A 12,426-nucleotide genomic window follows, 5' to 3' on the forward strand; every position below is an offset into this window, starting at 1 on the left:
AATCGGTGTTTTTTAAAAGTAATGAATAAAAGTTCAAGCTGAGGCCACAGCATCAATAATAGTGTGGTTCATAACAACCCTTCCTACGGTTGTAAGAATAAAGCGACTAATCAAAGAACCTCCCTCATCGAATCGATCTCGTCGAAAATTCCATTGTTCTATTTTTGAACCATCTTCAAGCGTTGTTGTCTCTATAGGGGAACTAAGTTCATCATCATCCTCTACTTCTCCGTTAAACCTAACCCATACCCAATCATGCAGATTAATTCGTTTATCTTCAAAAGCATGGATTACATCTTCAAGTCCAGCATAAGTTTTAGATTGATCCCCAAAGGTCGGCTTTGAAGCACCAGGTTGAAGCGCAGTTAGATAATATGAGCCAAGAACCATATCTTGTGAAGGCGTAACAATTGGTTCCCCTGTAGCAGGAGAAAGGATGTTATTACTGGCAAGCATTAGCATTCTTGCTTCAGTTTGTGCCTCTATAGCTAAAGGCACATGAACTGCCATTTGGTCTCCATCAAAGTCTGCGTTAAATGCTGGACAAACCAAGGGGTGCAGCTGAATTGCCCTTCCTGCGACAAGCTTCGGTTCAAAAGCTTGAATACCTAAACGGTGCAAAGTTGGTGCCCGGTTCAATAAAATCGGATGACCTTCTATACATTCTTGCAAAACCTGCATGACTTCATCATCTGCTCGTTGAATCAATTTTTTTGCAGCCTTGATGTTATTAACAATGTTCTGACGTATTAATCGATGAATTACAAAAGGTTGAAAAAGTTCTATTGCCATCTCCTTAGGTAAACCGCATTGATGCATCTTCAATTTAGGCCCAACGACTATGACTGAGCGTCCTGAATAATCCACTCTCTTACCAAGAAGGTTTTGTCTAAAGCGCCCTTGTTTCCCCTCAATAATGTCACTCAAGGATTTCAATGCACGATTATTTGCACCTACTACAGTTCTTCCTCTCCTTCCATTATCAACTAGAGCATCTACAGCTTCCTGTAGCATTCTCTTTTCATTTCTAACAATAATCTCAGGAGCAAGAATCTCTTGCAACCTAGCTAAACGGTTATTTCTATTTATCACTCTTCTATACAAATCATTTAAATCAGATGTAGCAAATCTTCCACCATCTAATTGGACCATAGGCCTCAAGTCTGGTGGAATAACTGGTATTGCGTCCAATACCATCCATTCAGGTCGGGCATTAGTTGCAATAAAATTATCTATGACCCTAAGCCTTTTTATAAGCTTTGCTCTTTTTTGTCCCTTACTAGAACTAATTTCCTCTCTAAGCTGATCAGCAACCTCTTTCAAATCAAGATCTTCTAATAATTGCTTTAAAGCTTCTGCACCTATCCCAACGACTGGTTCATTTTCAATAGTAGAGTCTTCTGCATAAATCTCATCTTCCACCTCTAGCCATTCATCTTCAGTTAGCAACTGTTTATATTTAAGATCTTTATAATCGCCTTCATCTAAAACTACATAGCAATTAAAGTAAACTATCTGCTCAACATCGCGTAGAGGCATGTCAAGCAATATAGCAACATAACTAGGTATCCCTTTTAAGTACCAAACATGAGATACAGGGGCAGCCAAGTTTATGAAACCCATCCTATGCCGGCGCACCCGGCTCTCTGTCACTTCAACTCCACACCTCTCACAGACAATCCCACGATGCCTAACCCTTTTATATTTTCCACAATGGCACTCCCAATCCTTTGAGGGGCCAAAGATCTTCTCACAGAACAAGCCATCCATTTCTGGCTTTAGAGTTCTGTAGTTAATAGTTTCTGGCTTTGTAACTTCACCAACAACTTGTCCATTAGGGAGAGTGCGTTGCCCCCAAGACATGACTCTCTCAGGAGAAGCTAGAGTGATTTTGACATAATCAAAATGATTCTCGGTCCTTAAATTGCTGTTAGTCATGGCAAATAAATAGTTTTGATTGAAAGCATGCAGAGGGAAAGAGAAGGATATTAATCCTCTTGATAATCTGAACCTAATGATTCGTAAGTTGGCCTACTTGGAGTACTCCTACGAGGATTGACATCTTGCATTAAATCAACTTCTTTACCTTCTTCTGTATAGACACCAATATCCAAACCTAATGATTGAAGTTCTCTCATTAACACCTTAAATGACTCAGGAGTCCCTGGCCTAGGGATAGGTTTGCCTTTCACTATTGCATTTAGAGCCTCATTTCTACCTTGCATGTCATCGGATTTAACTGTAAGAAGTTCTTGCAGCGTATATGCAGCACCATAAGCCTCTAACGCCCAAACCTCCATCTCTCCTAACCTCTGACCTCCTTGCTGAGCCTTGCCACCAAGTGGCTGTTGAGTAACTAAAGAATATGGACCTGTTGAACGGGCATGAATCTTGTCATCTACTAAATGAACCAACTTGAGGAAATGAGAGTATCCAACTGCTACTGGTTGATCAAAAGGCTCACCCGTTCGCCCATCCCTTAGCAAGAGTTTCCCTGGATCATCTGGATTAAAGACCCATTCTTTACCAGGCTGCTTAGCTGCTTCTTTTAAATAAAGTTGAACAGTTTCATAGGATTTCTCTGCTCCGTACATTTCATCGAAAGGTACAACCTTCACTCTGCAGTTCAAATGAGATGCCGCCCATCCCATTAAGAGTTCAAAAACTTGTCCCACATTCATCCTACTTGGCACCCCAAGAGGATTAAGAACGATATCTACAGGCGTACCATCAGGCAAATAAGGCATATCTTCCCTTGGCAATATGCGACTAATAATTCCCTTGTTTCCATGGCGACCAGCCATCTTGTCACCTACTTGAATCTTTCGACGTTGTGCCACATAAACTCGGACAACCATATTTGCTCCAGGCGGCAGCTCATCCCCTTGCTCACGTGTATATATTCTTACATCAACAACACGACCTTTTTCGGTGCTAGGAACTCTTAAAGAATTATCTCTGACATCTCTTGCTTTTTCTCCAAAAATTGCCCGCAAAAGTTTTTCCTCAGGCGGCTGATCAGATTCTCCTTTAGGTGTAACTTTACCTACAAGAATATCTCCACTTTCTACAAAAGCTCCTACTCGAATAATACCCATCTCATCAAGATTACCTAAGCTATCCTCAGCAATATTAGGTATTTCCCTTGTTATCTCTTCAGGTCCTAATTTTGTTTGCCGGGCCTCAATTTCATATTTTTCAATATGAACTGATGTATAAAGATCATCTTTGACTAATCTCTCACTAACCAAAATTGCATCTTCATAGTTATATCCTTCCCAAGGCATATAGGCAATCAAAACATTTTGACCTAATGCAATTTCACCCCCTTCACATGCAGACCCATCTGCTAAAACTTGACCAATAATTACATTGTCGCCATTGCTAACTATAGGTCTTTGATTAAGACAAGTATCCTGATTTGACCTTTGGTATTTCTGTAAATCATGGATATGTTCTCCACCTTCTTCATCAGTAACAATAATGGAATTAGCATCTACATAAGTAACATTTCCATTTACTTGTGATATAGGAACCATACCTGAGTCTCTTGCAACCTGTGTTTCTAAACCGGTTCCTACTAATGGCCTCTCAGGTCTCAAAAGTGGGACAGCCTGTCGTTGCATATTCGATCCCATCAAAGCTCTGTTTGCATCATCATGTTCAACAAATGGGATAAGGGATGTTGCAACTGAAATGACTTGTACTGGAGAAAGTTGCACATAATCAACTTGCTCAGGAGGGACCTTTTCAAAGTCCTGGCGATATCTGACAGGTATCAAATCAGCAAGAATCTTTCCTTCTTTATCTGTGGCAACATCACCAGGGGCAACTCTGCATTCATCTTCTAAATCTGCAGAAAGATAAATTGGATCACCTTCTTTAATTACTCGGCCTTCATCAACTTTCCAAAATGGTGTTTCAATAAAACCATATGAATTAACTCGAGCATGAGTTGCTAAAGAGTTGATTAATCCTGCATTAGGGCCTTCTGGAGTTTCAATAGGACATAATCGACCATAGTGAGAAGGATGAATATCTCTCACAGCAAAACCAGCTCTTTCTCGAGTCAAGCCACCAGGTCCTAAAGCAGATATTCTTCGTTTGTGAGTCAATTCAGCTAAAGGATTCGTTTGATCCATAAACTGACTAAGTTGACTAGATCCAAAGAATTCTTTTATTGCAGCAACTAAAGGCTTCGGATTAACTAGTTGAGCAGGTGTTAATGAGTCAGTCTCTCCTACCGTCATTCTTTCTTTAATAATTCTTTCCAAACGATTAAGTCCCACTCGGACCTGATTCTGAAGCAATTCACCAACTGACCTTACTCTGCGATTTCCTAAATGATCTATATCGTCTAAAGTTGCACCTCCAACATCCAGTTCAAGATTTATTAAATAATCAAGTGTAGAAAGAACATCTTCATGTGTAAGTGTTCTTACTGAAGTAGGTATAGTTAATCTTAGTTTTTTATTTATTTTATACCTTCCAACTCTGCCCAGGTCATAACGTTTAGGATCAAAAAATCTACTTTGGAGCAATTGCTGTCCACCACTAACTGAAGGAGGCTCGCCTGGTCTCAATTTCTTATAGAGTTCCAAAAGGGCTTGGTCTTCGGAACTAATTCCTTCATCATCTGCAGCAGCTATAGACTTTTGATAATATTCTGGATGTCTCAATTTATCAATTACATCATTATCTGATAGACCCATTGCCCTCATAAGTACATGGGCATTTATTTTTCTAGTTTTATCTACACGTACATGAAGAAGATCATTCTTATCAGTTTCAAATTTTAGCCAGGCTCCGCGATTAGGAATAACACTTGCATTATATGTTCTACGGCCATTTTTATCTTGCTCATCTTTAAAATATACCCCAGGACTTCTTACAATTTGATTAACAATAACTCTTTCTGCTCCATTAATAATAAAAGTTCCTCTTTCAGTCATTAAGGGCAGTTCGCCAATGAAAACCTCTTGCTCTTTTATTTCTCCTGTTTCTTTATTAACCAATCGACATGTGACATACATTTGTGAAGCAAAAGTTGCATCTCTTCTTTTTGCTTCTTCTACATCATGCTTTGGACGTTTGAGCCTATATTCACTCCCAACAAAATGAAGCTCCAGCTTTCCTGTGTAATCTGTAATCGGGGAGAAGCTCTCCAACTCCTCGATTAAACCTTTCTCTAGAAACCATTTAAAGCTGGACCGCTGCACCTCAACCAAATCGGGCAGGTATGTAGCGGTCTTAGCGACCTGAATCGCACTTCTACTCATTCGAGAACCTACTGCGGATAAAAGAAGGAACTGATCATCTTGGGACTGCAACCATTTCAAATGAATTAATATTGAATCATTGAGAAGAAACACTTAACTCAATAGTTCAATCGAAATCACCTAATAAGGACAACAGTCGAAAGCTAAACCCTTTAAAAAGAAAGGCTTCTCAAGACACACATCAAGAGAAACCATGCCAAGCCAAGACAATATTTAATACTACACTTTAATTGGTTTTTTTTATCTAGGAAATCCTCAATTTATGGTAAACCAAACAATACTCTCGCATTCAAAGTACTGCTCTCAGCAATATCAGAGAAATCTTGACCCCTAATATCGGCAATCTTCAGAGCAACTGACTGCACATATGCAGGTTCATTTCGCTTCCCTCGATTTGGTATTGGTGCCAAGAAAGGACAGTCGGTTTCTATAAGAAAACGATCTTGTGGAACATTTAAAGCACATTCGTGTATCTGCTTTGCTTTAGGGAAAGTAACTGTACCGCTAAAACTTATATAAAAACCTAAATCCAAAAATCTTTGCATCTCTTCCACTGTCCCCCCCCAACAATGCATAACACCTGAAACCGCTCGACCCTTATCCTGCAAATCAGTAAGCAAATCAAACATTGGGGAAGCAGCATCTCTGCAATGAACAATTACTGGTAAATTCAACTCAAATGCCAAGTCTAGTTGAGGCATTAGTACAGCCATTTGTTCTTCTAAATTCGAATCTCGGTACAAATCCAATCCAAGCTCTCCAATTGCTACTACTCGAGAATCTTCACGCGCAGACTTTCTCAAAACTTCTATCGTCTCATCTCCCTTCCAATGTTTTGTATCTAAAGGATGAACTCCAACTGAATACCTAAGCTCTGGGAATCTGTCAGCCAAAGCCTTAATAGCAGGTATCTCAGATGGTTCCACACATGCATGAAGCAAACTTTTTACTCCTGCTGCTCTCCACCGAGAAGCAACCTCCTCTAAATCATCTTGAAAAGTAGAGAAAACAATATGGCAATGACTATCTATAAGGGAATTCAATTTTCTAAAAGTAGATAGTATTCATAATCTTAATTTTCTATATGAAAAAATTCACTCTGATTTATTTTTCTTATTTAGAAGCAGGTTCTAAAGTCTTTTTAAAAGCTTTAGTTAATCTAGATTTCTGATTAGCACCGGCATTTCTATGTAATACCCCTCTTTTTACAGCTTTATCGATCTTACTAAAAACTTGATTAATAGATTTCTGAACATCTGTTTTAAGCTCTTCATTAGGTTTTGCTTGATAAGCACCACATGCAGCAAAGAACCTCTTGATCAGAGTTTTCATTGCCGATTTGTAGGACCTGTTTTGAATTCGATTGCGTTCAGCAATCTCAATTCGTTTCTTGGCTGACTTAATATTTGCCACTGAGGCTAATTACTGCTGGACTAGAAAAGATCCTAGCTTAAAGACCTAAAGAAAAAAAAACTTTTTTAAATTCTAGGCAATTTATTCTTTAAGCCCTAACTTTAGGGAAGAGTTTGTAAGTAAAAGATTGACTCAAAGAAAGCAAATATTGAATTGCACCAAAAACTTGCAAGAAGCTCAACAATATTTGGAGAAAATAGCTTCCCGCACTTGTTTAGATAAACAAGAAAAGGTTCTTGAATCAGTCCAAGAGATTCTTCAAGAAGTCAAAGATTATGGTAACAAGGCTTTATTGAGACTTACAGAAAAGTTTGATGGTTTTAGACCAGACCCTTTAGAAGTATTGGCCAAGCATACTGAAAAAGCATGGAATGAAACTCCTAAAGAACTTCAAGAGGCTTTAAAGCTAGCTAAAAAGCGAATCAAAGAATTTCACAAAGAACAAATCCCAAAAGATATTCTCCTAACTGGTTCTTACGGAGAAAAAATAGGAAAACGTTGGACCCCCGTTCAGAAAGCAGGTATTTATGTCCCTGGAGGGAGGGCTTGCTACCCCAGTACAGTTCTTATGAATGCCATACCAGCGCTAGTCGCTGGGGTAAAAGACATTGTAATGGTTTCACCAGCTAATCCAAATGGTCAATTAAATAAAACCGTTCTTGCAGCAGCATATATTGCTGGAATAAAGAAGATATTTAGAATCGGTGGTGCACAAGCAATAGGAGCGCTTGCTTACGGAACAGAAACGATCCCACGAGTTGATGTCATTAGTGGTCCAGGAAATATCTATGTAACTCTTGCAAAGAAATCTGTTTATGGACAAGTAGGTATTGACTCACTTGCAGGGCCCAGTGAAGTGCTAATTATTGCCGATCATAGTGCTGACATTAGTCAAGTGGCAGCTGATCTACTAGCCCAAGCAGAGCATGATCCTTTAGCAGCTTCTATCTTATTGACAACAGATTCAAACCTTGCAGAAAAAATTGACTTGGAACTTGAAAATCAATTAAAGGGTCACCCTCGTTCAGATATTTGCATTAAAGCTCTTAAAGAGTGGGGACTAATAGTGATTTGCGAAAAACTTGAAACATGCGCAATATTAAGCAATCAATTCGCACCAGAACATCTTGAATTGTTAATTGAAAACCCAGTTGAATTTTCTTCTCAGATTACAAATGCTGGCGCTATATTTTTAGGCCCATGGAGTCCAGAAGCTACAGGAGATTACCTTGCTGGTCCAAATCACACATTACCGACTTCTGGAACTGCAAGATTCAGTAGTGCACTGGGAGTAGAAACTTTTATGAAAAGTTCATCCATAATTAATTTTTCAAAACATGCTTTAGAAAAAACTAGCAATGCAATTATTGAAATAGCCAATAGCGAAGGTTTATATAGTCATGCAGAGTCTATAAAGCTAAGAACATCTAAGATTTCTTCAAACGATTAACAGTAGTAGTTCCATCAATTATTTCTCCAATTAAAACTTCATTAGTAAGATTTACAAATAAGCCATTTTCTAAAACCCCAGCGATATTATTAATCTGCTTCTCTAACTTTTCAGGATCCTCAATCCCATTATCAAAACTCACATCGAGAACTAAATTCCCTTGATCAGTTACAACTGGTCCAGCTTTTTTGTGCGCCATTCTCAGTTCAGAAGTAGATCCTAAATTATCTAATTGCTTTTGAACCACTTGCCAAGCAGAAGGCATTACCTCAACTGGAAGCATAAAATCTAAATTTAACTTCTGAACAATCTTGCTTGAATCAACAACAACTACAAATCGGTCTGCTAGAGATGCAACCAATTTTTCTTGAACATGGCAAGCTCCACCACCCTTAATAAGCTGAAAAGAAGGGTCTACTTCATCAGCGCCATCAATAGCCAAATCTATATTGCTAATTGCAGAAAAAGCTTGTAAAGGAATATCTAACTGTGTAGCAAGAACCTCACCTTGAAAAGATGTTGTCACTCCAGTGATGTCTTTTAAAGTACCCTCTTTCAATTTTTGGCCTAAGGATTCGATCATTAAAGCAGCTGTAGAGCCTGATCCAAGACCCACTATCATGCCATCTTTTATTTGCTCAACAGCCGCATTTGCTACTGCAATTTTCATTTTTGTCTGTAGATCTGTCATCTGTAATGCTCTAAACATATAGAAAGATTTCTATCTTATAACCGGCAAAGCTTCAGGCTGAATGGAAAGTTTAATCTCTCGATTATTCCTTAAAAGTTTTATAGACAAAGGCTTTCCTATTTGTGAACTCTCAACTTTTTGAAGTAATACACTTGGATCAAAGATATCTTGTTCATCGGCTGAAACAATAAGATCTCCACGTCTTAAACCAGCCTTTTCTGCTGGGCTATCTATTACAACAGATTGAACTAATGCACCAGATCTTTCTGGCAATACAACTAAAGAGTTGGGATCACTATTATGTTCTTGAGCAATACTTGCATCTAATGCAACAAGCTGCACCCCTAAATACGGATGAACAACCTCTCCACTAACCAACAATTCATTCGAAATTCTCTTGGCTAAATTAATAGGAATCGCAAAGCCCAATCCAGCCCCAGGGCCTGAACGGACTAAAGTATTAATACCTATTACTTCGCCAATATAATTAACTAAAGGTCCCCCTGAATTTCCAGGATTGATTGCTGCATCAGTCTGAATTAGATCCAACCTTTTATCCGAAAAGCCAAGGCTATTAATATTTCTATGTAAGCTACTTACTATTCCCAAAGTCACAGTTCTCTCCAATCCATATGGGGTTCCTAGAGCAATAGCCCAATCACCTACAGCAAGATCTTCTGAATCTCCTAAAGGAGCTACATCAAATCTAGAAGAATCTTTTATACGAACAAGTGCTAAATCAGTCACTAAGTCTTTCCCAATCACAAGACCATCAAATTTATCTCCATTAGAAAGTGTCACTTTTACATCATCAACCTTTTCAACAACATGGGCATTAGTCAACACCAATCCATCCTTATCAATCACCACACCTGAACCCTGTCCTCTTTCTCTCTCAGGGCCCAGATCAGGCTCACCTAGCAAGTCCCTTAATAATGGATCAATCAAAGTAGGGTCAAAAGGTTCATGCTCAACAGTCCTTTCAGTATCTATTCGAACAACCGCAGGAGCAACGTTCTGAACAGCTTCAGCAACAAAGCTATGGCTATATTTTGGGCCAACTTTTTCCATTCCATAACCAGGTCTGACACCGCTCAGAAAAAACACCACAGCCAAAAAACAAGCAAAATATCCTGAAAATCTCATAGAACTCTCTACTAAAGCAATTGACTAGATTTTAAAGCTTGCACCAAATCAACTGCAAGGAAGGCAAATGGGAGAAATTTTTTCAAAATCAAAATATTTTGAAAGTATAGAAAAGTAAAAGATCATCCAGTAGAATTATTTTGCCTGACGGTTACCTCCTTTAGGGAGGCAGGTGAAAATTAAAAACTGTTGGGCTTCAGATCCAACTATCAATCCTGTCTCTTGCAAAAGAAACTCGTCAAAGATCTAGAGCATTTAGCTGCCAATTCAGCTGCAAAAGAAGGATTTGAAGTTGTTGGGTTGAAGTTAATTACCCAAATAAAGCCTATGACAATTCAAGTTCAAATTCGTCATCAAGATGGTGGAGATGTAACTTTGGATGATTGTTCAAAGATGACTGGTCCAATTAGCGATTCTATTGAAAGGGCGCAATTAGTAAATTCAGCTTATATATTAGAAATCAGTAGCCCTGGTCTTAATGATATTCTAGAAACTGACAAGGAGTTTGAGACATTCAAGGGGTTCCCTATTGAAGTATCTACAAAAAATCAGTCACAATCTTTTGTTCTTAAAAGCGGTTTACTTCATACAAGATCAGAAGAACATCTACTAATAAATGTAAAAGGGAAAATGAACAAGATTCCAAGAAAAGATGTCATTCAAGTTCGACTAGCAAGTCCAACTGGATAGCATCAAAATTCAATCCTTTATCCCAATTCCCCCCTCCATCATCGATGGCATTAGTTCTTCTCCCCGGACTCAACAATTTAATCGAAGACATTAGTGAGGAGAAAAAACTCCCTGCTCAAGTCGTAGAGACTGCCCTTAGGGAAGCTTTGCTCAAAGGTTATGAAAGGTATAGAAGGACTCTTTACTTAGGAATAAATGAGAATCCTTTTGAAGAAGAATATTTCAGCAACTTTGATATTGGGTTAGACCTTGATCAAGAAGGTTATCGAGTACTGGCTAGCAAAATTATTGTAGAAGAAGTTGAAAGCGAAGATCATCAAATTGCTCTATCAGAAGTAATGCAAGTTGCTGAAGATGCTCAAACAGGAGACACAGTAGTACTAGACGTAACTCCTGAGAAAGAAGAGTTTGGGAGAATGGCAGCATCTACTACCAAACAAGTTCTTTCTCAAAAGCTGAGGGATCAGCAAAGAAGAATGATTCAGGAAGAATTCGCAGATCTTGAAGATCCAGTCCTAACTGCAAGGGTAATTCGTTTTGAAAGGCAATCTGTAATCATGGCTGTAAGTTCTGGATTAGGAAGGCCAGAAGTAGAAGCAGAGCTTCCCAAAAGGGACCAACTTCCTAATGACAACTATCGAGCGAATGCAACATTCAAAGTCTTTTTAAAAGAAGTTAGTGAGGTTCCAAGAAGAGGGCCTCAGCTTTTTGTGAGCAGAGCAAATGCAGGACTAGTAGTTTATTTATTTGAAAATGAAGTTCCAGAAATTCAAGAAGGATCTGTGAGGATCGTTGCCGTTGCTCGAGAAGCAAATCCTCCTACCAGATCTGTTGGACCAAGAACAAAAGTAGCTGTTGATAGCATTGAAAGAGAAGTAGATCCAGTAGGGGCATGCATTGGAGCAAGAGGATCAAGAATTCAACAAGTGGTCAATGAACTTAGAGGTGAAAAGATTGATGTTATTCGTTGGTCCACTGACCCAATTCAATACATATGTAATTCATTGAGTCCTGCAAGAGTTGAAGTTGTAAGGCTAGTTGATCCAGAAGGTCAACATGCTCATGTTCTTGTGCCGCCAGATCAATTAAGTCTTGCAATTGGTCGTGAAGGGCAAAATGTGAGACTTGCAGCAAGATTAACCGGTTGGAAGATTGATATAAAAAACTCCCAGGAATATGACCAAACTGCTGAAGATGCAATCGTAGCTGAACTAATTTCTCAAAGGGAAGAAGAAGAAGCCCTTCAAAAAGAAGCTGAAGATCGCTTGGCCGCCGAGCAAGCTGCAAGAGCTGAAGAAGATGCCAGATTGAGAGAACTCTATCCACTTCCTGAAGACGAAGAAGAATTTGAAGCGGAAGGAGATAACGAAATTTTAGAAACAGATGAAAAGGATCTTGTTAACAATTCCAAAGACACTCAAAATCAACAATCCTATATTGAAGAAGACCCTAATTCAGATGAGGCTAGAACCCGGTGACACAAAATCGCGTCCTGCGTCGCTGTGTTGCTTGTAGACAAATACTCGATCGCAAGCAGTTATGGAGAGTAATCAGGGATTGTCAGGATGGAGTAGTTCTCGACAAAGGAATGGGAAGATCAGCTTATCTATGTCCCAATGAGAACTGTCTCAAAGAAGCATGGCAGCGAAAACGTTTACAGAAAGCCCTGAGGTGTCAGGTCAATGTAAGTGTTATAGAGGTGCTGCAAAATAGGTTGAATCACTGCAATGATTCAATTACTAAGGCAATATAAAAGG

The 12,426-nt window shown here is 38.9% G+C and carries 10 protein-coding genes; 4 read left to right on the forward strand and 6 right to left on the reverse strand.

Annotated features, from left to right (window positions below; genetic code table 11):
• Positions 1–33: 33 nt before the first annotated feature.
• The 4 genes from EV07_RS07870 to rpsT all read right to left on the reverse strand — a co-directional run bounded on the left by EV07_RS07870 (position 34) and on the right by rpsT (position 6,692).
• Complete coding sequence (locus tag EV07_RS07870; protein WP_036919216.1) at positions 34–1,938, reverse strand: DNA-directed RNA polymerase subunit gamma; 1,905 nt, start codon at positions 1,936–1,938, stop codon at positions 34–36.
• 50 nt (positions 1,939–1,988) lie between these two features.
• Entirely contained in the window at positions 1,989–5,279 is a 3,291-nt protein-coding gene (gene rpoB / locus EV07_RS07875; protein ID WP_036919767.1) for a DNA-directed RNA polymerase subunit beta, read from the reverse strand.
• Positions 5,280–5,539: 260 nt separating this feature from the next.
• On the reverse strand, positions 5,540–6,322 hold the full coding sequence (locus EV07_RS07880; RefSeq protein WP_152557613.1) for a TatD family hydrolase: 783 nt from the start codon (positions 6,320–6,322) through the stop codon (positions 5,540–5,542).
• 70 nt (positions 6,323–6,392) lie between these two features.
• Positions 6,393–6,692: a 30S ribosomal protein S20 gene (gene rpsT / locus EV07_RS07885; protein WP_036919219.1), complete on the reverse strand. Its 300-nt coding sequence runs from the start codon at positions 6,690–6,692 to the stop codon at positions 6,393–6,395.
• 127 nt (positions 6,693–6,819) lie between these two features.
• Here rpsT and hisD point away from each other — a divergent pair, with 127 nt between their 5' ends.
• Complete coding sequence (gene hisD / locus EV07_RS07890) at positions 6,820–8,142, forward strand: histidinol dehydrogenase (protein WP_036919221.1); 1,323 nt, start codon at positions 6,820–6,822, stop codon at positions 8,140–8,142.
• On the opposite strand, the gene rpiA is transcribed toward hisD, so the two are convergent.
• Both rpiA and EV07_RS07900 read right to left on the reverse strand, forming a co-directional pair.
• Positions 8,120–8,833, reverse strand: a complete 714-nt coding sequence (gene rpiA / locus EV07_RS07895; protein WP_036919223.1) for a ribose-5-phosphate isomerase RpiA — start codon at positions 8,831–8,833, stop codon at positions 8,120–8,122. The genes hisD and rpiA overlap by 23 nt on opposite strands.
• Positions 8,834–8,863: 30 nt before the next feature.
• Positions 8,864–9,979, reverse strand: coding sequence for a trypsin-like peptidase domain-containing protein (locus EV07_RS07900; RefSeq protein WP_036919226.1), 1,116 nt, complete (start codon positions 9,977–9,979; stop codon positions 8,864–8,866).
• Positions 9,980–10,201: 222 nt separating this feature from the next.
• Between EV07_RS07900 and EV07_RS07905 the strand changes: the two genes are divergently transcribed.
• The 3 genes from EV07_RS07905 to EV07_RS07915 are packed head-to-tail and all read left to right on the forward strand — an operon-like array spanning position 10,202 to position 12,422.
• Positions 10,202–10,669, forward strand: coding sequence for a ribosome assembly cofactor RimP (locus EV07_RS07905; protein WP_036919228.1), 468 nt, complete (start codon positions 10,202–10,204; stop codon positions 10,667–10,669).
• A 44-nt stretch (positions 10,670–10,713) separates the two neighbouring features.
• Complete coding sequence (gene nusA, locus EV07_RS07910) at positions 10,714–12,147, forward strand: transcription termination factor NusA (protein ID WP_036919231.1); 1,434 nt, start codon at positions 10,714–10,716, stop codon at positions 12,145–12,147.
• The gene (locus EV07_RS07915) at positions 12,144–12,422 is read left to right on the forward strand and encodes a YlxR family protein (RefSeq protein ID WP_036919232.1); all 279 of its coding nucleotides are present in this window, start codon (positions 12,144–12,146) and stop codon (positions 12,420–12,422) included. Before nusA ends, EV07_RS07915 begins: the two co-directional genes overlap by 4 nt.
• Positions 12,423–12,426 lie beyond the last annotated feature (4 nt).

This window comes from Prochlorococcus sp. MIT 0603, assembly GCF_000760215.1.
In the GTDB taxonomy this organism is placed as follows: Bacteria; Cyanobacteriota; Cyanobacteriia; order PCC-6307; family Cyanobiaceae; genus Prochlorococcus_E.

What these genes read in the sequence shown, in the direction of transcription:
- rpiA (WP_036919223.1), bottom strand. Translation starts at nt 8,833, where the DNA reads ATGACAGATCTACAGACAAAAATGAAAATTGCAGTAGCAAATGCGGCT.
- EV07_RS07900 (WP_036919226.1), bottom strand. Translation starts at nt 9,979, where the DNA reads ATGAGATTTTCAGGATATTTTGCTTGTTTTTTGGCTGTGGTGTTTTTT.
- rpoB (WP_036919767.1), bottom strand. Translation starts at nt 5,279, where the DNA reads ATGAGTAGAAGTGCGATTCAGGTCGCTAAGACCGCTACATACCTGCCC.
- nusA (WP_036919231.1), top strand. Translation starts at nt 10,714, where the DNA reads ATGGCATTAGTTCTTCTCCCCGGACTCAACAATTTAATCGAAGACATT.
- EV07_RS07870 (WP_036919216.1), bottom strand. Translation starts at nt 1,938, where the DNA reads ATGACTAACAGCAATTTAAGGACCGAGAATCATTTTGATTATGTCAAA.